This is a genomic window from Caulobacter sp. (assembly GCF_965279145.1).
In the GTDB taxonomy this organism is placed as follows: Bacteria; Pseudomonadota; Alphaproteobacteria; order Caulobacterales; family Caulobacteraceae; genus Caulobacter.
The window spans coordinates 3,737,074-3,760,381 of the sequence record NZ_OZ257139.1; the positions used below are offsets into that span (position 1 = coordinate 3,737,074).

Below are 23,308 nucleotides of genomic sequence, written 5' to 3' on the forward strand. Positions count from 1 at the left end.
GGGGCGAGGGGCGAAGCAGGCTTGGGACGATCAATCCAACACGGACGGCGCTACGAAGCCCTGGACGGCCTGCGCGGCGTCGCGGCGATGGGCGTGCTGCTGTACCATCTGGGCGGCTGGACCAGTCGCCCCTGGCTGATGGCTCATGGCTATCTGTCCGTGGATTTCTTCTTCTGCCTGAGCGGCTTCGTGCTGGCCCACGCCTATGGCGATCGCTCGCTCGGCTGGCTGGCCTTCATGCGCGCGCGCCTCGTCCGCGTCTGGCCGCTGATGGCGCTGTCGATGATCGCCGGCGCCCTGGTGATGATCGGGCACCGCTCCAGCATCCTCCAATGCCTGGTGATGGGGCTTGTGCTGCTGCCCAGGATCTGGGTCACGCACGAGGATAGTTTCTCGCCGCTTTTCCCATTGAATCCGCCGGCTTGGTCGCTTTTTCTGGAGTTGCTGGCCGGGGCGCTGTGGCTGCCTGTCCGACGTGTGTCGACGCTTTGGCTGGTGCTGATCATCGTGGTGTCGGGCGGGGTTCTGATCCCCATCGCCTATGGCATGGGCGGGGTGCAGACCGGCTGGGATCGCGCCACCTACTGGATCGGCGTGATCCGTACGATCTTCCCGTTCGCCCTGGGATGGGCCTGCTACCGGATGCAGGCCTATGTGCGAGTGAGCGTTCCCGCCGGGCTGCTGGCGCTGGCGCTGCTGGCCGTTCTGGCCGTGCCGCCGCTGGACTACACCGCCACCTATGACCTGGTTTGTGTGGCCGTGGTGTTTCCCCTGATCGTGCTGCTGGGACACCGCGACCCGACCGGCCGCGCCGCCGTGATCTGCCGGTTCAGCGGCGAGGTGTCCTATCCGCTCTACGCGCTGCACTGGGTGCTGTGGGAGCTCCTGTTGCGCCTGTTTCGCGCCGTCGGCGGCCAGGGCTACCCCGCCGCCTTCATCGCCAGCGCGGTCGTGCTGATCGTGTTTGGCGCCTGGATGATGCTGAAGATCTACGACATCCCGGTCCGGCGCTGGCTGAAGGCGCGTCTCGCCACCGCCTGAAATTTTTGGCGCGCGGGCTGTCGGAGCGCGGCATGCTGGTTCGTCCTGGGACCAGACGAGGAAAGCCCGCCCATGCTTTACGCCATCCTTTGCTATCACGACGAAGACACCGTCTGCGCCTGGTCGCAGGAGCACAACGACAAGGTGATGGCCGATCTCGGCGTGGTCGAGGAAAGGCTGGCCCGGGCCGGTCGCCTGGGGCCCGTGGCTCGCCTGATGCCGACCACGGCGGCCACCACCCTGCGCAAGGACCGCGAACCGCCGTTGGTGCTGGACGGCCCGTTCGCCGAGACCAAGGAGCAACTTCTGGGTTTCTTCGTGATCGAATGCGTCGACCTGGACCAGGCCATCGAGACCGCCAAGGAACTGGGCGTCGCCAATCCCGGCGGCTCTTATGAGATCCGTCCGATGGCTCTGATGCGCCCCGGATCGCTGCCCGCATGACCGATCCCGCCTGGCTCGACGCGACGCTCGCCGCCGCCCGTCCCCAGGCGGTGGCCGCCCTCTTGCGCTACTTCCGTGATCTCGACGCGGCCGAGGAGGCGTTTCAGGACGCCTGCCTGCGCGCCCTGCGCAACTGGCCGACCAAGGGACCGCCACGTGATCCCACCGCCTGGCTGATCCTGGTCGGGCGCAACGCCGCGATTGACGCCAGCCGACGGCGCAGTCGCCATCAGTCGCTGCCGCCCGAGGAACTGCTGTCGAACCTCGAGGACGCCGAGACCGATCTGGCCGAACGGCTGGACGGGTCGCACTACCGCGATGACGTCCTGCGCCTGCTGTTCATCTGCTGCCATCCGGACCTGCCGGCCACCCAGCAGATCGCCCTGGCCCTGCGCGTGATCTCGGGCCTGTCGGTCAGGCAGATCGCCAGGGCCTTCCTGGTCACCGAAGTCGCCATGGAGCAGCGTATCACCCGCGCCAAGGCCCGTGTGGCCGGCGGAGACGCGGCCTTCGAGACGCCGGGCCCGATCGAGCGCGCCGAGCGCCTCGCGGCCGTGGCGGCGATGCTCTACCTGGTCTTCAATGAGGGCTACTCGGCCAGCGGCGCGGCCGTGGAGGCGAGGGGGCCGCTATGCGACGAGGCCATTCGCCTGGCGCGCCTGCTGCTGCGCCTGTTCCCGGCCGAGCCCGAGATCATGGGCCTGACCGCCCTGATGCTGCTTCAGCACGCGCGGTCGGCCGCGCGGTTCGACGAGCAGGGCGTGGCTGTCTTGCTGGACGATCAGGATCGCGGACTTTGGAGCAGGCGCATGATCGATGAGGGGCTGGCCCTGATCGACAAGGCGATGCGACGGCGTCAGCCGGGCCCGTATCAGGTTCAGGCGGCGATCGCGGCCCTGCACGCCCGCGCGGCGACGCCCGAGGACACCGACTGGGGCGGCATCGACCGACTGTACGCCACGCTGGAGCGCATGCAGCCTTCGCCGGTGGTGACGCTGAATCGCGCCGTGGCGGTGGCCAAGGTGCGCGGACCCGAGGCCGCCCTGGCCATGGTCGAGCCGCTGGAGCAGCGTCTGGGCGGCTACTTCCACTTCCACGGCGCGCGTGGGGCGTTCCTGTTGCAGATGGGGCGCGACGACGAGGCCCGGATCGCCTTCGACCGCGCCATCGCCCTGGCCGGCACGGCCGCCGAGGCGGCCCATATTCGCCAGACCCTCGACCGCCTGGCGCGCGTTGGCCAACCTTAAGCCTGTCGCTGAAGCCTAACTGTTTCAGGAGTTTGGCGGAATTTTCTAAGCCTTATCGATCCAGCGCCTCGGCCAATTGGTGGAGCAGCCGCCGCCATCCGGTCTTGCGTCTTTCCGGTCCGTCGGCGTTCTCAAAGAACGCGCCCTGATGCGTGCAGGTCAGCCGGGTTCCCTCCGTCGTGGGGGCGAACGAGAGGGTGACCAGCGAGGCTGAAAGGCGCACGCCCGCCATGGCCAGGATCGAGGCGATCACGATCCGCCGGCCCGGCTGGATGTCCAGATAGGTTCCGTCGCTGGACAGGACGACGCCCGCGAACCGGCCGCTCGGTCTGACTCGGTAGCGACTGATCTCGACGCCCCCAACCTGGAAGTCCATCTCGAAGCGTTCGAGGTCGTGGTTGTGGCCTTCCGCGAACCAGGCCCGCTTTGCCTCAGGATTGGCGAAGGCGGCGAACACCCGCTCCGGAGAGACCGGGTAGTCGCGCTCGAGCACGAAGGTGTCGTGGACAACAGCGGGATCGCCCATCGGCCTGTTCCGGATCAGCAAGGCAATGACTTCGCCAATGCGCTCGATCGGCGCGGCGTCGAGAGCGCAGGCGGCCATCTCAAAACAGGCTCAGCTGGTCGCCGGCCTTGGCCGGGACCCTGAACGCTCCGACGTCCATCCTCTGGACCGGCGCATCCAGCCCGAAGCGTCGGCGGGCGACCTCGAAGCGCTGGCTCATCACCTCGGCCACCGGTCCCTCGCCGGTCATGCGGGTTCCCCATTCGGAAGCATAGGCCGCGCCGCCGCGCATCTGGCGCACCAGCGACATCACCCGCTTGGCGCGATCAGGATGATCGGTCGCCAGCCACTGCTGGAAGAGGTCGTTGATCTCCAGGGGCAGGCGCAACGCCACATAGCCGGCCGAGGTGGCTCCAGCCTCGGCGGCGCGTTGCAGGATCGCTTCCATCTCGTGGTCGTTCAGCGACGGGATCGAGGGCGCGAACATCACGGTGACCGGTATTCCGGCGGCGGCCAGCTGGCGGATGGCGTCGATGCGTCGCTCCGGCGTGGCGGCGCGGGGCTCCATGCTGCGGGCCAGCCGGCGATCCAGGGTGGTCACCGACACCGCCGCCCGCGCCAGCCCGGCCTTGCCCATGGCCCCCAGGATGTCGAGGTCGCGGGTGATCAAGGCTGACTTGGTGATGATCGTGAAGGGATGGTTGAACCGGCTCAGAGTCTCGATCACCGCCCGGGTGACGCGCAGGGTCTTTTCCTGCGGCTGATAGGGATCGGTGTCGCCGCCGATGTGGATGACCTGGGGCTTGTAGGTCGGTTTGGAGAGCTCCCGCTCCAGCAGCCTGCCAGCCTCGGGCTTGAAGAACAGCCGGGACTCGAAGTCGAGGCCTGGCGACAGCCCCAGATAGGCGTGCGCCGGGCGGGCGTAACAGTAGATGCAGCCGTGCTCGCAGCCCCGGTAGGGATTGATCGAGCGGTTGAAGCTGATGTCGGGGCTGTCGTTCTTGGCGATGATGGTCTTGGACTTCATCGGCTGGATGGTCGTGACCAGCGGTCGCGCGGCCTCGTCCTCCTCGGTCCAGCCATCCTCGAAGGCTTCGGAGCGGAAACTCTCGAAGCGACCGCTGTCGTTGGTCCGCGCGCCGCGACCTTTCAGGGCGACACGATTGAGGTGGGCGGGAGCGGGCATGAACAAACCTTAGTCTCGAAATGAGAACATAACAAGAACCAGGCTTGACCGATCCCTCTGACGCGCTGAAGCAGGGATCATGCTCACCGTCGTCATCCCCACCCAGGACAGCGCCCATCTCATCGGGGCGTGTCTGGCCAGCCTCGTGCCGGCGGCCGTCGACGGTCTGGTGCGCGAGGTGGTGTTGGCCGATGGCGGTTCGACCGATGACACCCTGGCCATCGCGGAGGATTGCGGGGCGCGGGTCGTGACGCGGCGCGGCGATGTCGGCGAACGGCTGGCGGCGGCTTGCGTTGGTCCGCGGGGCGACTGGCTGCTGATCCTGAGGGCCGACGCGGTCTTGCCCGAGGGTTGGCGCGCGGCGGTGGAGAAGCAGCTCAACAGCGGCTGGGACAGGGCCGCCTGGCTGCCGCGTCCGGGGCTTTCATGGTTTCAGCGTCTGCCGTCGCCGCCGTCACAGGGGCTGCTGCTGTCGGTGCGTCGCTACGACGCCATCGGCGGCTTTCGGGCGGGCGAGGGCGATCTGGCGCGACTGGCCCGAGCGGTCGGCGCCAAGCGGCTCGTCTACTGACCTACAGGTCCAGTCGGAAATCGGCCTCGCGGGCCCCGCTGGCGATGGCGTCCAGGGTGCGGGTCTCGGCGCCCATCAGTCGGCGATAGGTCCAGTACGAGGCCACGACCTTCTCGACATAGTTCCGGGTCTCGACGGCGGGCAGGCTCTCGATCAGCAGCAGGCTGTCGCAATCGGCGCCCAGCTGGGCCTGGGTCTTCAGCAGGGTGCCCGGTCCGCCGTTATAGGCCGCCACGGCGCGCAGCATGTCGTTGCTCTGCAGGCCGCGATCCATCAGCCAGGTGAAATAGTCCTGACCGACCCGCAAGTTGAATGCCGGGTCCAGCAGCGGCGTATTGTCGGCCAGCAGCTTGTCGTCGCCGGCGGCGCGGGCGGCGGCGATCGGCATCAGCTGCATGAGGCCCATCGCCCCGGTGCCCGAAACCGCCATCGGATCGAAGCGGCTTTCCTGGCGCACCAGCGCATAGACCATCGCTTTGTGGATCGTGAAGCCGCCCTTGGGCTCCAGCGGGGGCAGGGGATATTCCTCCGAGCCGAGGCGCGCCACGGGCCGCCCCGCGTTCAGCGGCGCGCGGGCGTTCAGGGCCAGGGTCAGGGCCATCCAGTCGCCCCGCAGCTTCTCGGTCTGCGCCAGAGACAGGCCGACGCGCAGCTCCTGGCCGGCCTCTGCCCAGCGACCGATCTGGGCCAGGGCGGCGGCGCGGCGGGCGCGCTCGTCGCTGGTCAGCAGATGGCCCAGCGACTCGACGTCGGGTCCGTCATAGTTGAAGCGGCTGATCAGGGTGGCGATCGGATCGTCGGGATCGTCCTGCACGGCGACCCCGGCCAGGGCCAACTGGCGCGCGGCGATCATGCCGTAAAAGGTGTTGGGCGCGTGAGCGGCCTGGATCATGAACGTGCGGGCGTCGCCGCTTCGCCCGGCCAGGCTGGCGGCTCGCGCGGCCCAGAAGGATCCGGCGGCGCGCAGCCAGTCATCCTGGCCTTCGTCGCGCGCCACCTGGTTGAAATAGTCCTGCGCCTGGGTGTGCTGACCCAGTCGATACGACGCCAGGCCGGCGATCCATCGCTCGCCGCTGGCCTTGGCCAGCTGCAGGGCCTTGGCGACGTCGCCGGAATAATAGGCTTCTCGGGCGCCTCGGGCCTTGTCGGCCGGCGGCGGCCCCTTGTCGGAAGCGACGAACAGAACCGGCGCCCTGGGCGGGGCGGCCTTTGCAGGCTTGCGCTTGACGGCCAGGGCGTAGACCCGGTCGGCGCCCGCCTCGTCGCCATGCGCCTTCAGCCAGTCGGTCAGTTCGTCATAGGCGGCGGTGTAGGCGCGCGGGTGCATGACCTTGGCATAGGTCAGGCGGCCTTCCAGGCTCTTGTCGCGGGTATTGGCGAAAGCGGCCTCGGCGGCGTCGAAGTCACCGCGGTCGGTGGCGGCGAAGGCGGCGCGGTAAAAGCGGACATCGTCCTTGGACAGCGGCTCAAGGCTGGCGGCGCGCACGCCGAAGGCGGCGAACAGGCACAGGGCGACGGCCGACAAGACGGCCAGAGGGCGAGCGATGAGCTGCAATGCGTATCCGCGCGTCCCCGAGAGTCGCGCGTCCCCGTTCCGACTGGTCGGTGGAGAGTCCTAGTGGGGACGGTCCGGGCGATCAAGTCTTTCGGTCAGGGTCAGCAGGTCCTGCCAGGCCCGCTTCTTGTTCGCCGGCTGTCTGAGCAGGAAGGCGGGATGCAGTGTGGGCAGGGCGGGTAGTTCCAGTCCGCCGTCGGCCGAGGTCCATTCGAACCAGCGGCCACGCAGCGACAGAATGCCTTCGTCGCGCTTCAGCAGGGCCTTGGCCGAGGCTCCGCCGATCAGCAGCAGCATCCTGGGGCTCACCAGGGCGATGGCGCGCTCCACGAAGGGCGCGCAGACGGCCTGTTCCTGCGGGGTCGGCGTGCGGTTGCCGGGCGGACGCCAGAAGACGGTGTTGGTGATGAAGGCGCGATCGGTCAGGCCGGCCGCCTTCAGCATGCGGTCGAGAAGCTGGCCCGCGCGCCCCACGAAAGGCTGCCCCTGCGCGTCTTCGTCGGCGCCGGGGCCTTCGCCGATGATCATCAGCGGCGCGTCGCCCGGGCCGCGCGAGAACACGGCCTGGCGAGCGCCTTGCGACTTCAGCGGGCAGCCGTCGAAGGCGGCGATGGCGGCGGCCAGGGCGTCAAGATCCTGACAGGCGGCGGCCGCAGCGCGCGCCTGGGCGACCGCCGCCGAGACGTCGGCCGATCCGCCCGCGACCAGAACCGGACGAGCCGGGGCGGCGACGGGTTGCGGCTGGCTCCTGGCCCGCAGCAGGGCCGCGCCTTCGGCCAGACGGTCGATCGGCGCGTCCGCATAGGCGGCGTCGACACCCGCATCCGCCCAGAAGGCAAGCAGGCTTTCGACGGCGCGCGGATCGACGGCGGGGCTCATGATGGCATCCTTAGCGCGATCTTCACCGGCTCTCCACGCTGCGCCGCAACAAAAGTCGGTTCTTTATCCTTGACCGCCACTGCGTCACGTTCGGATAAGGTCAGATTCAAACAGTCATAAGACGGGCTCCATCAAAGCAAGCGATGGGCCCGGGGCGGGAGATCCCATGAGCGAAGTCCTCGAACGCGAGTCGATGGAGTACGACGTCGTCATCGTCGGCGGCGGTCCCGCCGGCCTGTCGGCCGCCATCCGGCTCAAGCAACTGGCGGCCGAGGCCGGGACCGAGGTTTCCGTCGCCCTGCTGGAAAAGGGCTCGGAGGTCGGCGCGCACATCCTGTCGGGCGCCGTGATCGACCCCAAGGCCCTGAGCGAGCTCTTCCCCAACTGGAAGGAAGAAGGCGCGCCGCTTGAGACGCCGGTCACGAAGGACCGCTTCCTGATCCTGGGCCCCCAGGGCGAGGTGTCCCTGCCGATGTTCGCCCTGCCGCCGTTCATGCACAATCACGGCTGCTACATCGCCTCGCTGGGCAACCTCACGCGCTGGCTGGCGGGCAAGGCCGAGGAACTGGGCGTCGAGATCTATCCGGGCTTCGCCGCCTCCGACATGGTCTGGAACGACGATGGCTCGCTGAAGGGCGTCGTGGTCGGGGTGGTCGGCATCGCCAAGGACGGCGAGCACAAGCCCGATTATCAGCCCGGCATGGAACTGCACGGCAAGTACGTGTTCATCGCCGAGGGCGTGCGCGGCTCGCTGGCCAAGCAACTGATCGCCAAGTTCGACCTGCAGGCCGGCAAGTCGCCGCAGAAGTACGGCATCGGCATCAAGGAACTGTGGCAGGTGCCGCCCGAGAAGCATCAGCCGGGCCTGGCCGAGCACACCACCGGCTGGCCGCTGGACGACAAGACCGGCGGCGGCAGCTTCATGTACCACTTCGGCGATAACTACGTGTCGATCGGCTATGTGGTGCACCTGAACTACAAGAACCCGTGGCTGTCGCCGTTCGACGAGTTCCAGCGCTTCAAGCACCATCCGTCGGTCAAGCCGCACCTGGAAGGCGGGCGCCGCATCTCCTATGGCGCGCGGGCCATCACCGAAGGCGGCTACCAGTCGATCCCCAAGCTGACCTTCCCGGGCGGCGCGCTGATCGGCTGCTCGGCCGGCTTCGTCAACGTGCCCCGCATCAAGGGCAGCCACAACGCCATGAAGACCGGCATGCTGGCCGCCGAACAGGCCTTCAAGGCCCTGGGCGCCGGCCGCGCCAGCGACGAACTGGTCGAGTATCAGGCCGCCTTCGAAAAGAGCTGGGTCGCCAAGGAGCTCAAGGTCGTCCGCAACGCCAAGCCGCTGCTGGGCAAGCTGGGCACCTTCTTCGGCGGCGCCGCCGGCATGTTCGACATGTGGGTCACCCACCTGACCGGCGGCTTCTCGTTCTTCGGCACGATGAAGCACGACAAGACCGACGCCGCCTCGACCGGCCTGGCCAAGGACTACAAGCCGATCGTCTATCCCAAGCCTGACGGCGTGATCAGCTTCGACAAGCTGTCTTCGGTGTTCCTGTCGGCGACCAATCACGAGGAAGATCAGCCCGCTCACCTGAGGCTGAAGGATCCTTCGATCCCCATCTCGGTGAACCTGCCCAAGTACGGCGAACCGGCGCGGCTCTACTGCCCGGCCGGCGTCTATGAGGTGCTCTACAACGAGCAGGGGACCGATCCGCGCTTCCAGATCAACGCTCAGAACTGCGTCCACTGCAAAACCTGCGACATCAAGGATCCGTCGCAGAACATCGTCTGGACCACGCCCGAAGGCGGCGGCGGCCCCAACTATCCGAACATGTAGACCGCTTCGACGCGCGCTGCCGCTTGCGGCGCGCGTCGAAACCCAACAGGGTGGCGGGATGCGTTTCAAAGTCCTTCTCGCCGCCGCATCCCTCCTGACCCTGACGGCCTGCGCCACCAGCCCCAATAGTTCGGCTCTGCGCGGCCCGGTCTCGACCGGCTATTCCCCCTTCGACACGCGAACCTCGTACGGCCAGTTCCTGGCCGGGCAGGCGGCGCTGCGCGACGGGCGCACGCGTGAGGCGGCCGACTATTTCGGCGTGGCCGGCGTGCTGGATGAGGAACCCGGCGTCATCAACGAGCGCACGTTCACCGCCCTGCTGCTTTCGGGCGAAGTCACCCGCGCCGCCCAGCTCGCGCCGCGGGGCGAAGACACCCCCGAGGCGATCAAACGCCTGGGCGCCCTGACCCGGGTGGTCGAGTTCCTGGCCTCGGGCAAGGGCAAGGACGCCCAGGCCCTGCTGAAGGCCGAGCCGATCGGTTTCCCGCATCGGCAGATCAGCGCCCTTCTGGGGCCCTGGGCCGCCGCAGCGGCGGGCGACGCCGAGGGCGCGACGGTGCAGCCGGTTCTGCAGAACGACCGCCTGGTGCAGTATTTCGGTCAACTGGGCCAGGCGCGTCTCTACGAGCGGGCCAAGCGCTATGACGAGGCCGAGACCGACTACAAGGCGCTGACGACCACCTCGGCCACCGGCGGGCTGTTCACGTTGGACTACGGCGGGTTCCTGGAGCGTCGCAAGCGTCAGGCCGACGCGATCGCGCTGTATGATCAGGCCCTGGCCAGCGATCCCGACGATGTCGCCCTGCGCCGGGCCCGCGCCCGGGCCGCCGCCAAGGGCGCTCCGCCGGCGGCGCCGACGATCAAGCAGGGCGCGGCCCAGAACCTGATCGCCTGCGCCGCGACCTTCGCGGGCGAACGCCAGAGTCAGTTCGCCCTGGCCTATCTGCGCATGGCGCTTCGACTGGATCCTGATCGCGACGAGGCCTGGTTGCTGCTGGGCGACCTGCTGAACCAGGCCGATGATCACCGTGGCGCGATCGAGGCCTTTGGCCACATCCCGGCCAGCTCGGCTCAATACCAGACGGCCCAGGGCAAGCTGGCCTGGACGTATCAGGAGAGCGGCGACAAGACCCGGGCGCTGGAAATCGCCCACGCCTCCCTGGTCTCCGCTCCCGGCGATCGCGACGCCCAGATCGCCCTGGCTGACCTTCTCAGGGCCAATGAGCGCTGGGATGAATCGGCCGCCGTTCTGGACAAGCTGATCGCCCAGGAAGCCGGCCGGCCCGACTGGCGGGTTCTGTATCTGCGGGGCATCGCCCTGGAGCGGGCCGGACGCTGGTCAGAGGCCGAGCGTGACCTGGGCGCGGCCCTGAAGCTCAACCCCGATGAGCCGGAACTGCTGAACTTCCTGGGCTATTCCTGGATCGACCGCAATGAGCGCCTCCCTGAGGCCTTGGCCATGGTGCAGAAGGCCGTGGACGCCCGTCCGCAGTCGGGCGCCATGCTCGACTCCCTGGGCTGGGCCTACTACCGGCTGGGCGACTACAAGACCGCTGTGGAAAAGCTGGAAGCGGCGGTCGAGCTGGAGCCCGGCGACCCGGACGTCAATGGCCACCTTGGCGACGCCTATTGGCGCGCGGGCCGGCAGATCGAGGCCCGTTTCCAGTGGCGTCGGGTGCTGTCGCTAGAACCCGGCGACAAGCAGAAGGCCGAGTCCGAGGCCAAGCTGAAGGACGGGCTGGGCGCGACGGTTCCCGCGGCGGCGTCGACCATCGCTCATAACTGAGCTATCGGACGGGCTAGCGTTCACCATTGGGACCGGGGCCCGTCATGCGCCTTTCCGCCTTCGCCCCAGCCAAGGTCAACCTGTTCCTCCATGTCGGGGGTCCGGACTTTGAGGGCTATCATCCGGTCTCCAGCCTGATGGTCTTTGCCGACGTCGGCGACGGCCTGTCGATCCAGGCCGCCGACGCGCCCGGTTTCGAGACCACGGGACTGTTCGGCGCCGCCATCCCGGCGGGCGACGACAATCTGGTGATGCGGGCGGCCCGGGCCTTCCATGCCGCCGCCCGGACGCCGCTGCCGCCGTTCCGCCTGCTGCTGGACAAGCGCTTGCCCATAGCCGCCGGCCTGGGCGGTGGCTCCAGCGACGCCGGCGCGGCCCTGCGGCTGCTGCGAGACGCCCTGGCGCCGAACCTGTCTGACGACGCGCTCGAGGCCATGGCCGCGAGCCTCGGCGCCGATGGGGCGGCATGCCTTTGGGGTCGAGCGGTGATGGCCGAGGGGCGGGGAGAGCGCCTGTCGCCCGCGCCGGGGCTCCCTGTGCTGCACGCGGTCCTCGTCAATCCGCTGGTTCCGTCGCCGACGGGCGCGGTCTATCGCGCCTATGACGCGGCGGTGGCGCCCGAGGGCGAGGCCCGGCCCTGGATGCCGGAAGCCTTCGAGAGCGCCGAGGAGGTCGCCGCCTGGCTGTCGGTCGCCACCCGCAACGATCTGGAAGCCCCCGCCGTGGCGCTGGAGCCGCGCATCGGCGAGGTGCTGGACGTCCTACGCGACGAACCTGAAAGTCTGATGGCCCGGATGTCGGGCTCGGGCGCCACCTGCTTCGCGCTCTGCGCCGGCGATATCGAGGCCGAGGGGCTTGTCGAGCGGCTGGAGAGCATGCGTCCCGACTGGTGGGTGCGGCGCTGCCGGCTGGGCGATGGAAAGGGAGATTGAGATGATCAAGCGACGGGATCTGATCGCGGGCGCGCTGAGCCTTACCGCCGCGCCGACTCTGGCCCAGACGGCGGCTACGGCGCCTACGGCCGTTGCGCCGCCGGTCGGCCCGCCTCCGCCGGCGCCGGGCGTCGTGCGGGTCAATCTCGACACCAGCCTGGGTCGGATCGTCATCGACCTGGAACTGGCCAAGGCCCCGATCACGGCCGGCAACTTCCTGCGCTATGTCGATCAGAAGCGCTATGACGGCGCGCATTTCTTCCGCGCCTCCCGGGCCCCCAATTCCGTGGACTATGGCCTGATCCAGGGCGGGGTGCAGAACGATCCCGCCAAGGTGCTCAAGCCGATCCCGCACGAGCCGACCACCAAGACGGGGCTCAAGCATACCGACGGAACGCTCTCGATCGGCCGCAACGCGCCCGGCACAGCGACCTCGGACTTCTTCATCTGCGTTGGCGACGCCCCCTATCTGGACGCCGATCCGGCCGCGCCGGGCGACAACCTGGGCTTCGCGGCTTTCGGCCATGTGGTCGAGGGCATGGATGTGGTGCGGAAGATCCTGGTGCTGCCCACGCCGGGCAAGGCGATCAACCCGGTGATGAAGGGCCAGATCCTGGATCCGCCCGTGCCGATCCTGCGGGCCCGCCGCGCGCCCGTCGTCGCGGCGGCCACGGCGCCCTGATCCCGAGGTTTGACCCAGAGAAAAGGGCGCGGAAGCCAAAGCCTCCGCGCCCCATCTGTATCGGCTGAGCCCTGAGGCTTAACTGTGGTAGGCGCGTTCGCCGTGCTCGGAGATGTCCAGACCTTCTTCTTCGGCTTCAGGCGCGGCCTTCAGGCCGATGATCAGCTTGATGATGAAGAAGACGATGGCGCTGGCGATTGCCGACCAGATGATGGTCACGCCGACGGCCTTCACCTGGGCCATGACCTGGGTGGCCAGGCTGTAGACGGCCGTGTCGCAGGTCGACAGGTCGCCGTCCTTGGCGCAGCTGGTGTAGTCGACGACGCCGGCGCCGCCCCAGGCGGGGTTGACCAGCAGGCCGGTGGAGATGGCGCCGACGATGCCGCCGATGCCGTGGATGCCGAAGGCGTCCAGGCTGTCATCGTACTTCAGCGCGTTCTTCACGACCGAGCAGAAGAAGATGCAGATCGGCGAGACGACCAGACCCAGGATGATCGAGCCCATCGGGCCGGCGAAACCGGCGGCCGGGGTGACGGCCACCAGGCCGGCGACCAGACCCGAAGCCAGGCCAAGGGCCGAAGGCTTCTTGCGGGTGACCCATTCCACGGCGATCCACGAGATGCCCGCCATTGCGGTGGCCAGGAAGGTGTTGATCATCGCCAGCGAGGCGTAGCCGTTGGATTCCAGGTTCGAGCCGGCGTTGAAGCCGAACCAGCCCACCCACAGCAGACCAGCGCCCACGAGGGTCAGGGTCAGGGAGTGCGGCGGCATGGGTTCCTTGCCATAGCCTTGGCGCTTGCCGAGGATCAGGGCGCCGACCAGGGCGGCGATACCGGCGTTGATGTGAACCACGGTGCCGCCGGCGAAGTCGAGGGCGCCGAAGGTCCAGCTCAGACCGGCCCTGATCGGAGCGGTCGGGTTCAGGGCGATGGCGTCGGGGCCAGGCCACCACCAGACCATGTGGGCGATCGGGTAGTAGGAGAGCAGCGGCCACAGAACCGCGAACACCACCACGGCCGAGAACTTGATGCGCTCAACCAGCGAGCCGATGACCAGGGCGGCGGTGATGGCCGCGAAGGTCGACTGGAACGCGATGAAGGTGAATTCGGGGATGACCACGCCGGTCGAGAACGTCGCGACGTTGCTGGCCGGGGTGACGTCCTTGAGGAACAGTCGGCTCAGGCCGCCGACGAAGCTGTCCCAGCTGCCACCGTCCGTGAACGCCAGGCTATAGCCCCACAGCGCCCAGGTGATGATGCCGATGATGCCGACGGTCGACACCTGCATCATGACCGACAGCATGTTCTTGGAACGGACCAGACCGCCGTAGAACAGCGCCAGACCCGGCAGGATCATCAGCAGGACCAGCAGGGTGGACGTGAGCATCCAGGCGTTGTCGCCCTTGTCCACGGTGTCGGTGATGGTCGGCGCGGCGGGCGCGGCTTCAGCCGGCGCGGCGACCGGAGCCGGAGCGGCCTCGGCGGGCGCTGCGGCGGCGGGCGCGGGCGCGGCGGCGTCCTGGGCGAAGGCCGTGGCCCCAAGCGGGGCTCCGGCCAGTGTCGCGGCGAGCACAAGCCCGGCCAGCGGTTTGAAGGTCAATTTCATCGTCGGTTATCCCCTGTTCCCGATGAGCACTAAAGAGCGGCCGGGCCGGTTTCGCCGGTCCGGATGCGCACGGCTTCTTCCACGTTGAGGACGAAGATCTTGCCGTCGCCGATCTTGCCCGTGGCCGCCGCGGCTTTCACCGCCTCGACCGCCTTGGCTGCCGAAGCGTCGTCCACGACCGCTTCCAGCTTCACCTTGGGAACGAAGTTCACTTGGTACTCCGCGCCCCGATAGATCTCGGTCTGGCCCTTCTGGCGGCCGTAGCCCTTGACTTCGGACACCGTCAGACCTTCGACGCCAGCCGCGACGAGCGCCTCGCGGACCTCGTCCAGCTTGAAGGGTTTGACGACCGCTATGATCAGTTTCATCCGCCTTGCTCCGGCCCGCCGTTGTCGCGGGCTCCCCTTGCTTGGTTGGCGGGCGCTTCGCGCCCGTTTGATCACCGCCGACGCCGCCATCACGCGCTGCATCGTTTTCCCCGGCGCTGGTCACGCTATCGGGCGAGGGTCGTGGCGTGCGGACGGCTATCAAGGAATTGGAAAGGAAACGGGCGCGGCGCTCAATATTCAGGCAACGGTCGCCATCTTTGCATCAAAAATCAGCGATATCGCCGCCGGGGTCCGCCTATGCGTTCGCCTGGGGACTTGATTGGAGCGGCTGTCACACCAGTTCGTTCTGCCACGAGGTTTTTCACATGCCCGCCACCTGGATGAAGTTCGCGCCCTGGCTGATGCTGATCGCCTCGAACGTGTTCATGACCTTCGCGTGGTACGGCCATCTGAAAAACAAGAGCCTGACGCTGCCTCTGGCCATTGTCAGCAGTTGGCTGATCGCCTTGCCGGAATATATGTTGGCTGTTCCCGCTAATCGTCTGGGGCATCAAGTCTATTCGACAGCGCAGTTGAAGACCGGCCAAGAAGCCATAACCCTGATCGTCTTCACGCTGTTTTCGTATTTCTATCTGGGTGAGGCCTTGAAGTGGACGACCTTTCTGGGTTTCGCCCTGATCGTGGCCGGCGCCGCCCTGGTTTTCTTCTTCAAGTAGCGGAATGGGTGATCACGAGCCCGTGATCCCGGAACCCACCCCGCATCTCAGGCGTAGTCCCTGCCAAGGAACAGGAGCTCCGCCATGATTATCCGCCTTCTCTCCGCAGCCGCCGTCGCCGCCCTGATGTCCGGCGCCGCCATGGCCCAGACGGCCCCGTCCACCATGGACCAGGCTCCGGCCGCCGCCGCGGCAAGCACGAACACAGCCGCCAGCCAGCCGCAGGCTGCTCCCGCCTCGCCGCCTGTAGCGCCCAATCCAGCGGCTCCGCCGGCCGCCGTCAATGATCCCAGCACGCTGAGCCCCAATCCGGCTGTCGCGCCTTCGGCCGCGAGCACCGGGACCGACACCGCCGGCGTGATTCCGATGTCGTCGCAAACGCCGGAAGCCCAGGCCTTGCTGAAGGCCGGCGACGCCAATGTCGTGACCAACGGCCCGGTGGCCGACACGCCAGAGAACCGCGCCAAGTACGGCAAGCCGATGAGCAATGCCGGCAAGCGCAGCGCGCCCAAGGGCAACTAGGCCCTTCCACGTCCCAACTTTGCTTGAAGCACCTGTCGGCGGGCCCTATGGTCCGCCGACTTTTTTCTGGCCCTGTTCGGACACTGATGTCGCGCCCCAAGCCCACCTCGTTTCAAGCCCTGATCCTGACGCTCCATAACTATTGGAGCGAACACGGCTGCGCGATCCTGCAGCCGCACGACATCGAGGTGGGGGCCGGCACCCTGCACCCGGCCACGGTGCTGCGCGCTCTCGGTCCCAAGCCGTGGAACGCGGCCTATGTGCAGCCCTCGCGCCGTCCGGGCGACGGGCGCTATGGCGAGAACCCCAACCGCCTGCAGCACTATTACCAGTACCAGGTGATCCTGAAGCCCAATCCGCCCAACATGCAGGACCTGTATCTGGGGTCGCTGGAAGCGATCGGCCTGGACCTGCGCCTGCACGACATCCGCTTTGTCGAGGACGACTGGGAAAACCCCACCGTCGGCGCCTGGGGCCTGGGCTGGGAAGTCTGGTGCGACGGCATGGAGGTCAGCCAGTACACCTACTTCCAGCAGGTGGGCGGCCTGGACGTCTCGCCGGTGGCCGGCGAGCTGACCTACGGCCTGGAACGCCTGGCGATGTACGTGTTCGGCGTCGACAACGTCTATGACCTGCCGTTCAACGACCCGGACTCGCCGCTGGGCGCGATGACCTATGGCGACGTGTTCCTGGAGAACGAGCGCCAGCACTCGGAAGCCAACTTCCACGGCTATGACGTGGCCGTGCTGAAGGGCCAGTTCGAGGACATGGAGCGCCAAGTCCCGCTGATGCTGGCCCGCGAATACCAGGGCAAGGCGCTTGTCCTGCCCGCCTACGACATGGTCCTCAAGGCCAGCCACCTTTTCAACCTGATGAACGCCCGCGGCGCGATCGCCGTCGCCGAGCGCGCCAGCTACATCGGACGCATCCGCGACCTTTGTAAGATGTGCGCCAGCGCTTGGGTCGCTCAACAGGAAGCCGCGTAAGTCACATGCCCCAGCTTCTCCTCGAACTGTTCTCCGAAGAAATCCCCGCGCGCATGCAGGCAAACGCCGCGCGCGACCTCGAGCGCATGGCGCGCGAGCATCTCGCCGCCGCCGGCTTCCTGCCCGAGGCCCTTAAGACCTTCGCCGGTCCGCGCCGCCTGACCCTGGTGGTCGAGGGCCTGCCGATCGCCCAGGCCGACCGCAAGGAAGAGCTGAAGGGCCCGCGCGTCGGCGCGCCGCCGCAGGCCATGGAAGGCTTCCTGCGCAAGGCCGGCCTGACCCAGGACCAGCTGGTCGAGCGCGACGGCGTCTATATGGCCTTCATCGAGAAGACCGGCCGCCCGACCACCGAGATCATCGCCGAGATGGTCGAGGCCATCGTGCGCGGCTTCGCCTGGCCCAAGTCGATGACCTGGGGCACGTGCAAGCTGCGCTGGGTGCGGCCGCTGAAGCGCATCCTGTGCGTGTTCGACCGCGAGGTCGTGCCGTTCAGCATCGAGGGCATCGAGAGCGGCGACATCTCCGAAGGCCACCGGTTCATGGGTGACGCCCAGCCGTTCCGCGTCCGCGACTTCGACGAATACGCCAAGGGCCTGAACGACCACTTCGTCGTGCTGGACGTCGAGGAGCGCAAGGCGCGCATCCTGGAAGGCTGCAAGACCCTGTGCTTCGCCCGCAATCTGGAACTGGTCGAAGACCTGGGCCTGCTGGAAGAAGTCGCGGGCCTGGCCGAATGGCCGACCCCGGTGCTGGGCGACATGGATCCGTCATTCCTGGATTTGCCGGCCGAGGCGATCCGCACCTCGATGCGGACCCACCAGAAGTATTTCGCCGTCCGCGATCCGGCGCGCGAGGGCCTGGCCCCGCACTTCATCACCATCGCCAACATCGCGGCCGCCGACGGCGGCAAGGTGATCGCCGCCGGCAACGCCAAGGTGCTGTCGGCCCGCCTGTCCGACGCCCGCTTCTTCTGGGACGAGGACCGCAAGGCCGGCAACTTTGATGAGTGGCTGGAAAAGCTGAACGGCGTCACCTTCCACGCCAAGCTGGGCACGATGGCCGAGCGCGTGAAGCGTATCGAGGCCCTGGCCCGCGAGATCGCGCCGCTGGTTGGCGCTGACGTGGAAAAGGCCGGCACGGCCGCGCGCTTGGCCAAGGCTGATCTGAGCTCGCTGATGGTCGGCGAGTTCCCCGAACTCCAGGGCCTGATGGGCGGCTACTACGCCCGCGAAGCCAAGATGGACCCCGAGATCGCCGACGCCATCCGCGACCACTACAAGCCGCAGGGCCCGGCCGACGCCGTCCCGACCGCGCCGCTGAGCGTGGCTGTGGCTCTGGCGGACAAGCTGGATACGCTGGTTGGGTTCTTCGCGATCGACGAGAAGCCGACGGGGTCGAAGGACCCCTATGCGTTGCGTCGAGCGGCGTTGGGGGTTGTTCGCATCATCCTATCCAGCAACGTCCGCTTCGATCGGAAGATCGAAGATCAGAATGGCGGCGTTTGGTTTGAGACGTTTGAGACCCTGCTTGGACGAGCGATGGGGCGTCTCGTAGCCGCCGATGCTGCGCCGCCAGCGGATTTTATGGCGAAGATCGCCTTCCAGAACGCCTTGGCGGAAGCGGGGAGCAGGCTTGGGCTTCGTAGCTTCATCAATGATCGCCTCAAGGTCATCCTGCGTGAGCAAGGTGTGCGGCACGACGTGATCGATGCTGTGTTGAGCGATTGGGACGGAGCCGAACTGAGTACGAACGTCGCCCGGGTCGAGGCTCTGGACGGCTTCCTGAAGACCGACGACGGCAAGAACCTGCTGGCCGGCTACAAGCGCGCCTCCAACATCCTCAAGGCCGAGGAGAAGAAGGGCTGGAAGGCCGAGGGCGAACGCGGCCTGCTGGACGACGCCTCGGCGCCGGAAGTGCAACTGCACGACGCCCTGCGCATGGTCGAGCCGGCCCTCGCGGCGGCGCTGGCCAAGGAAGACTTCACCGGCGCGATGCAGGAACTGGCCGGCCTTCGAGGCCCTGTCGACGCCTTCCTCGACGGCGTGTTCGTCAATTCCGAGGTTCCGGCCGAACGCGACAACCGCCTCAAGACCCTGGCCGCCGTGCGCGACGCCATGGGGCAGGTGGCGGACTTCTCGCTGGTGGCGGGCTAATAAAACGCCGCTCTCCCCGGCGAAAGCCGGGGCCCAGATTCAGCCTGAGCTTTTGGGGATGACGCGCCTTCGGCTTCGCCGGAAGTGCAGCCTCTCCGGGTTCGATCTGGGCCCCGGCCTTCGCCGGGGAAACGGATTAAAGTACGGCCTAAAGCCCCCGCCGGCTCACCGGCGTGAACCGCGCCAGAAACGCCTCGAGGAACGTCCAGCTGGCCTCGTCATGATCCAGATGATGGGTCAGCAGGCCGATCGGATCGTCCCACAGGCCGCGCACCCGGCGCTCGACCAGCAGGCGTCTCGCCCGCAACAGGAACCGCCGCGCGCCGCGAAAGCGCGCCGTCGGCTTCCATCGCATCACATCCAGATGGGCGTCGATACGGGGCGGGGCGGCGCCCGGCGCGCGAAGCTCGCCGTAGCGCGACACCACCAGGCCGTGGCGCACCAGAGCGGCGTCCAGCGTGGGGTGGGCGTTGTTCCAGGGCGGCACGAACAGCTCGGCCTCGACGCCGGCGCGCGCGAACACGGCGATGGCGGCCTCGACCTCCGCCGCCACCCCTTCGAGGCTGTCCTGATCATTGACCTCGCCCGAAGGCTGGCCTGCCGGAGCGCGGTTCTCGTGGCGAAAGCCGTGGATGGCCAGCTCGACACCCGGCGTGCTGGCGCAGACCTGTGCGAGGGCCGGCAGGTCGCCATCGGGCACGGCGGCGAGGGTGATCGGCGCCCCGAAGCGGCGCGAGAGCTCCAAAAGTCGATCCAGCGCCGGGCTGGGCCGGCGCGCGTCATCGTCGCGCCACCAGAACACCGGCGCGTGGCCTGCGGCTTTCCAGCGCGCGAGTTCAGGGCCCAGCAGGGCCGTGATCAGAAGTCCGTGAAACGTCATGCCCGGCGGGTTTAGCCCGAATGGCCCAGCCGGACATCCTCCATGGTCAGGCCCAGGCCGACGACCGACGCGCTCATCGCGGGATTGGGGTCCCGGCGGCCCAGATACAGGAACTCGCGCGCCCGCAGGTTCGACAGCAGCGGATACAGCCCGGCCATGATGGCGATCAGGAAGCCCAGGTCGCCCTCGCGATAGCCCTTGCGCGACACGTAGCACTTGAAGAACCGCCGCACGCCGCGGAACAGGTCGTCCCACAGGCTCTTGATCTTGCCGCTGTCGGCCAGGTCCTGGCCGCGCAGGGCGGTGTAGCGGTTCAGGCGCTGCACCATGTCGGCGATGTCGTCATCGACCTTGTGCAGGATCGGATTGTTCAGGCGGCCGCCGTACTGGCCGGTGAAGTTGGCGCCCGGATGCACCCGTTCGGTCTTCCAGGTCTTGCAGCCCTTGCGAAACAGGCGGGCGACCGACGAGGCGCCGAACGAGCCGCCCCAGCCGTGGCGAACGAGACGGTCGCCGACGAAGTTGTCCACCGGCACCTGGTACCAGTCCCCCGAGGCGGAGGCGTCGATGGCTTTGCGAACTTCGTCGGCGAGTTCGGGAGGGACGGCTTCATCAGCGTCGAGCTCGAAAATCCATTCGCCTCGACAGGCGGCCACGCCTGCGGTCTTGCGGACGCCCTCGACCGGGAAGATCCCCGAGATGACCCGGGCCCCCATCTGCCTGGCGATAGCTTCCGTTCGGTCCGTACAGCGGTCGGCCACCACGACGATTTCATCGCAGAAGGACAGGCGCGCAAGGCACTCGGCGATGCGAGTTTCTTCGTTGTGCGCGCAAACAAGCCCCGATAGCACCGACATCCGTCTTCCCCTGACTCCAGCCAAAGGCTGGCCCGTCATTGGGTAGACGGCGCCGCGAGACGGCTCCCTCATGAAAAATTAATCAGCAGGCGAACGGATCAGAACGCGCGGGAGATATCCAGGTTCCAGGTTCTGGGCCGCAGGGGCGTGACCTGGCGAACCTGGCCGAAGCTGAAGGGGTTGCCATAGGCGAAGGTGTCGCTGGAGGCGTTGGCCGGGTTTGTCACCGCGAGCGCCACGCGCCAGGGGCCGGACGTGACCTGCGCGCCCAGCCGGCCCGTGACATAGCCTCCCATCGACGGCGAGTAGCGGCGGTCAAAGGTCAGGCGCGAGCGGCCGATATAGCCCAGCTGCGCGGTCAGGATCAGGTTGGCGGTGTCGCTCAGCGGGCGCTCGTGGCGGATCAGCATGCCCGCCGAGAGGTCGGGAACGCCGGGCAGGGCGCTCTGGGCGGCCGAGGCGAAGGTCGGATCCACCTTGGTCAGGCGCGGGCGATTGAACAGGGCGTTGGCCGAGAGCGTCAGTCGGGCCGTGGGATGCAGGACGCTCTCGATCTCCAGCCCGGTGTTGCGGCCGTTGCCGACATTGGCGGTGTAGGACAGGCCCGAGCTCAGATACTGGTCGGTCTGAATATCGGTCCAGACGTCGTGAAACAGGGCGGCGCGCACGGTCATCCGACCCAGGAAGGGCTCGGCGCTGGCCCCAATCTCGTAGTTGCGCAGGTGGTCGGGCTTGAACGAGGAGCGCAGGGCCGACAGCGCCGTCGTGCCCCCGGAGTTGAACCCGCCCGAGCGATAGCCCTCCGAACTCAGCAGATAGATCATGCCGTTTTCGCCCCACGCGTGCTGCAGGGTCAGCTTGGGCGAGACGCCGGTGAAGGAGGCGGAGCGCTCCGATGACCGCGACTGGCCGGGCGGTGAGGCCAGGATATGGGATGTCGTGCGGATGTGGGTGCTGAAAGCCCGGCCGCCGAGGCTGACCGACCAGCCCCACACCAGGTCGTAGGTCGCCTCGCCATAGGCGGCCAGTTCGCGCCGGTGGTCGCGGCGGTCCTCCAGGTAGACGAGGCGCGAGGGGTCGGCGGTCGTCCGGACGCGCAGTTCGCCGGTGCTGTCCTCGCGACTCAATAGTCCATACAGACCCACCAGCCATCGAAGACGGCCGGTGTCGGGCGATGACAGCACGGCGTCCTCGGCCAGCAGCTTGATGTGGCTGGACTCGTCGAACAGGCCCAGCTCAATGGCGTCGGGGCTGTCGGCGGCCAGGGCGGCGGTGGCGTCGAAGCGGCTGGCGAACCGGTGATCGACATAGCCGGTCGAGGACTGAAACCGACCCCAGGGACCTTCGCCGGCCACGGTCAGGGCGCCCTGGCTGAACTGGTTGCTATGGGTCTCGCGCACCTGATTGGCGCGCCTCTGACCGCCCAGGGCGGGCGTGGTGTATTGGGTGTCGGTCGAGCGCAACTCCTGGCGCGCGACCGAAAGGGTCACCAGCCACGACGGGTCGACCTGGAACGCCAGCGCCGCCCGGCCGCCCAGGCGCGTGGTGCGATCCACGTTCGACAGGCGCAGATTGACGTCGTCGACATAGCCGCCATCCACGTCGCTGTAGGCGGCGACGCGCAGGGCGCCCCGCCTGGCGAGGATGGGCAGATTGACGACCGCCTCAAGCTTCTGGCTGGGCGAGCCGGATTCCGTGGCCGCGATACTGCCCAGCATCGAGCCCGAGGCGTTCTCGAGGTCGGGTTTACGGCTGACGATCCGATAGACGCCGCTGAGCGATCCGCTGCCATACAGCGATCCCTGGGGGCCGCGCAGCACCTCGACCCGCTCCACGTCGATCAGCCGAAGGTCGGGGTCGGGGGCGTTGTAGGTGAGGGGAACATTATCGAGATAGGTGGCGACGGTCTGCTGCGTGCGGCCTGTGAAGGTGCCGTCCGAGAGCCCGCGCAGCATGATCTTGTTGCGCGCCGCGCCCAGGTTGGTGGTGAAGAAGCCGGCCGTCTGCTGCGAGATGCTGGTGGTGGCGACCGCGCCGGTGTCGTTCAGTCGCGCGGCGCCGACCACGCTGATGGCCCCCGGGGCCGAGCGCAGGCTGGTCTGGCGCTTGGTCGCCGTCACCAGCACCTCGTCCAGGGCCAGGATCTCGCGCCCGCCGGGCGTCGGCGCGACGACCTGCGCCGGAGCGGGCTTGACCGCCACGATGCGGACGGTGGAGCCGTCGAGGATCTCGAACCGGCATGGCGCGCCCGCGGTAAGCCGGGTCAGGGCCTGCCTCAGGGTCATCAGTCCGAAGACCGCCGGGCCCTTGCCGGGGCAGGTCGATGCGCCGCCCAGCGTCACCCGGGCCTGGACGCCCAGGTCGATCAGGGCTTCGGATCGCGCCTTGGCGGCGATGTGGATGGCATGGCGCGTGGGCGCCGCGGCCGACGCGGCCGAAGCGAGGGCCAGCGACGAGGTCAGGGTTAGCAGGACGGCGGGCGCGCAGAGGCGCGCACGGACGGGCGGTCCATGAAAAACTGTGGATCGGCGGAGAAACGGGAAGCCCGCGTTCGAGATCATGCGCTCCAGCTCTGGAACCCTAGAGCCGTCG

The 23,308-nt window shown here is 67.9% G+C and carries 22 protein-coding genes; 13 read left to right on the forward strand and 9 right to left on the reverse strand.

Features of this window, described 5'->3' with window-relative positions:
* The first annotated feature begins 21 nt into the window (after nucleotides 1-21).
* From ACQY9P_RS17435 to ACQY9P_RS17445, 3 genes are all read left to right on the forward strand, one after another.
* Entirely contained in the window at nucleotides 22-1,041 is a 1,020-nt protein-coding gene (locus ACQY9P_RS17435) for an acyltransferase family protein (protein ID WP_421737952.1), read from the forward strand.
* A gap of 72 nt (nucleotides 1,042-1,113) precedes the next feature.
* Complete coding sequence (locus tag ACQY9P_RS17440) at nucleotides 1,114-1,485, forward strand: YciI family protein (RefSeq protein ID WP_421737951.1); 372 nt, start codon at nucleotides 1,114-1,116, stop codon at nucleotides 1,483-1,485.
* Nucleotides 1,482-2,732, forward strand: a complete 1,251-nt coding sequence (locus ACQY9P_RS17445) for an RNA polymerase sigma factor (protein ID WP_421737950.1) — start codon at nucleotides 1,482-1,484, stop codon at nucleotides 2,730-2,732. The genes ACQY9P_RS17440 and ACQY9P_RS17445 overlap by 4 nt, the downstream gene beginning before the upstream one ends.
* 52 nt (nucleotides 2,733-2,784) lie before the next feature.
* Here ACQY9P_RS17445 and ACQY9P_RS17450 read toward each other — a convergent pair whose 3' ends face one another.
* Entirely contained in the window at nucleotides 2,785-3,336 is a 552-nt protein-coding gene (locus ACQY9P_RS17450; protein ID WP_421737949.1) for an SRPBCC family protein, read from the reverse strand.
* A 1-nt stretch (nucleotide 3,337) separates the two neighbouring features.
* A complete protein-coding gene (locus tag ACQY9P_RS17455; RefSeq protein WP_421737948.1) occupies nucleotides 3,338-4,423 on the reverse strand; it encodes a PA0069 family radical SAM protein in 1,086 nt (361 codons plus the stop codon).
* A 79-nt stretch (nucleotides 4,424-4,502) separates the two neighbouring features.
* On the opposite strand from ACQY9P_RS17455, the gene ACQY9P_RS17460 reads away from it, so the two are divergent.
* Nucleotides 4,503-4,994, forward strand: a complete 492-nt coding sequence (locus ACQY9P_RS17460) for a glycosyltransferase (RefSeq protein ID WP_421737947.1) — start codon at nucleotides 4,503-4,505, stop codon at nucleotides 4,992-4,994.
* A gap of 1 nt (nucleotide 4,995) precedes the next feature.
* Here ACQY9P_RS17460 and ACQY9P_RS17465 read toward each other — a convergent pair whose 3' ends face one another.
* On the reverse strand, nucleotides 4,996-6,549 hold the full coding sequence (locus ACQY9P_RS17465) for a lytic transglycosylase domain-containing protein (RefSeq protein WP_421737946.1): 1,554 nt from the start codon (nucleotides 6,547-6,549) through the stop codon (nucleotides 4,996-4,998).
* Nucleotides 6,550-6,609: 60 nt separating this feature from the next.
* Nucleotides 6,610-7,428, reverse strand: a complete 819-nt coding sequence (locus ACQY9P_RS17470; RefSeq protein WP_421737945.1) for a uracil-DNA glycosylase — start codon at nucleotides 7,426-7,428, stop codon at nucleotides 6,610-6,612.
* A gap of 166 nt (nucleotides 7,429-7,594) precedes the next feature.
* Here ACQY9P_RS17470 and ACQY9P_RS17475 point away from each other — a divergent pair, with 166 nt between their 5' ends.
* The 4 genes from ACQY9P_RS17475 to ACQY9P_RS17490 are packed head-to-tail and all read left to right on the forward strand — an operon-like array spanning nucleotide 7,595 to nucleotide 12,668.
* Nucleotides 7,595-9,268 carry an electron transfer flavoprotein-ubiquinone oxidoreductase gene (locus tag ACQY9P_RS17475; protein WP_421737944.1) on the forward strand — a complete coding sequence of 558 codons (1,674 nt, stop codon included), beginning with the start codon at nucleotides 7,595-7,597 and terminating at the stop codon, nucleotides 9,266-9,268.
* Nucleotides 9,269-9,326: 58 nt separating this feature from the next.
* Nucleotides 9,327-11,054: a tetratricopeptide repeat protein gene (locus ACQY9P_RS17480; protein ID WP_421737943.1), complete on the forward strand. Its 1,728-nt coding sequence runs from the start codon at nucleotides 9,327-9,329 to the stop codon at nucleotides 11,052-11,054.
* A 44-nt stretch (nucleotides 11,055-11,098) separates the two neighbouring features.
* Complete coding sequence (locus ACQY9P_RS17485; protein ID WP_421737942.1) at nucleotides 11,099-11,986, forward strand: 4-(cytidine 5'-diphospho)-2-C-methyl-D-erythritol kinase; 888 nt, start codon at nucleotides 11,099-11,101, stop codon at nucleotides 11,984-11,986.
* Nucleotide 11,987: 1 nt separating this feature from the next.
* Nucleotides 11,988-12,668 (forward strand): peptidylprolyl isomerase, encoded by a 681-nt coding sequence (locus ACQY9P_RS17490; RefSeq protein WP_421737941.1) that lies wholly within the window; start codon nucleotides 11,988-11,990, stop codon nucleotides 12,666-12,668.
* 78 nt (nucleotides 12,669-12,746) lie between these two features.
* Here ACQY9P_RS17490 and ACQY9P_RS17495 read toward each other — a convergent pair whose 3' ends face one another.
* Both ACQY9P_RS17495 and ACQY9P_RS17500 read right to left on the reverse strand, forming a co-directional pair.
* Nucleotides 12,747-14,273, reverse strand: a complete 1,527-nt coding sequence (locus ACQY9P_RS17495) for an ammonium transporter (protein WP_421737940.1) — start codon at nucleotides 14,271-14,273, stop codon at nucleotides 12,747-12,749.
* Between the two features lie 29 nt (nucleotides 14,274-14,302).
* A complete protein-coding gene (locus ACQY9P_RS17500) occupies nucleotides 14,303-14,641 on the reverse strand; it encodes a P-II family nitrogen regulator (protein WP_035046383.1) in 339 nt (112 codons plus the stop codon).
* Between ACQY9P_RS17500 and ACQY9P_RS17505 the strand changes: the two genes are divergently transcribed.
* The 5 genes from ACQY9P_RS17505 to glyS all read left to right on the forward strand — a co-directional run bounded on the left by ACQY9P_RS17505 (nucleotide 14,628) and on the right by glyS (nucleotide 18,979).
* Nucleotides 14,628-14,921, forward strand: a complete 294-nt coding sequence (locus tag ACQY9P_RS17505) for a hypothetical protein (protein ID WP_421737939.1) — start codon at nucleotides 14,628-14,630, stop codon at nucleotides 14,919-14,921. The genes ACQY9P_RS17500 and ACQY9P_RS17505 overlap by 14 nt on opposite strands.
* Before the next feature lie 46 nt (nucleotides 14,922-14,967).
* Nucleotides 14,968-15,318 carry a DMT family protein gene (locus ACQY9P_RS17510; protein WP_421737938.1) on the forward strand — a complete coding sequence of 117 codons (351 nt, stop codon included), beginning with the start codon at nucleotides 14,968-14,970 and terminating at the stop codon, nucleotides 15,316-15,318.
* 84 nt (nucleotides 15,319-15,402) lie between these two features.
* Nucleotides 15,403-15,840: a hypothetical protein gene (locus ACQY9P_RS17515; RefSeq protein WP_421737937.1), complete on the forward strand. Its 438-nt coding sequence runs from the start codon at nucleotides 15,403-15,405 to the stop codon at nucleotides 15,838-15,840.
* 86 nt (nucleotides 15,841-15,926) lie between these two features.
* Nucleotides 15,927-16,826 carry a glycine--tRNA ligase subunit alpha gene (locus tag ACQY9P_RS17520; protein WP_421737936.1) on the forward strand — a complete coding sequence of 300 codons (900 nt, stop codon included), beginning with the start codon at nucleotides 15,927-15,929 and terminating at the stop codon, nucleotides 16,824-16,826.
* Nucleotides 16,827-16,831: 5 nt separating this feature from the next.
* Nucleotides 16,832-18,979, forward strand: coding sequence for a glycine--tRNA ligase subunit beta (gene glyS, locus ACQY9P_RS17525; protein WP_421737935.1), 2,148 nt, complete (start codon nucleotides 16,832-16,834; stop codon nucleotides 18,977-18,979).
* Nucleotides 18,980-19,127: 148 nt separating this feature from the next.
* On the opposite strand, the gene ACQY9P_RS17530 is transcribed toward glyS, so the two are convergent.
* The 3 genes from ACQY9P_RS17530 to ACQY9P_RS17540 form a co-directional block, all read right to left on the reverse strand.
* Complete coding sequence (locus ACQY9P_RS17530) at nucleotides 19,128-19,859, reverse strand: DUF2334 domain-containing protein (RefSeq protein WP_421737934.1); 732 nt, start codon at nucleotides 19,857-19,859, stop codon at nucleotides 19,128-19,130.
* Between the two features lie 11 nt (nucleotides 19,860-19,870).
* Nucleotides 19,871-20,716: a glycosyltransferase family 2 protein gene (locus tag ACQY9P_RS17535; protein WP_421737933.1), complete on the reverse strand. Its 846-nt coding sequence runs from the start codon at nucleotides 20,714-20,716 to the stop codon at nucleotides 19,871-19,873.
* 98 nt (nucleotides 20,717-20,814) lie between these two features.
* On the reverse strand, nucleotides 20,815-23,277 hold the full coding sequence (locus tag ACQY9P_RS17540; protein ID WP_421737932.1) for a TonB-dependent receptor: 2,463 nt from the start codon (nucleotides 23,275-23,277) through the stop codon (nucleotides 20,815-20,817).
* Nucleotides 23,278-23,308: the final 31 nt, after the last annotated feature.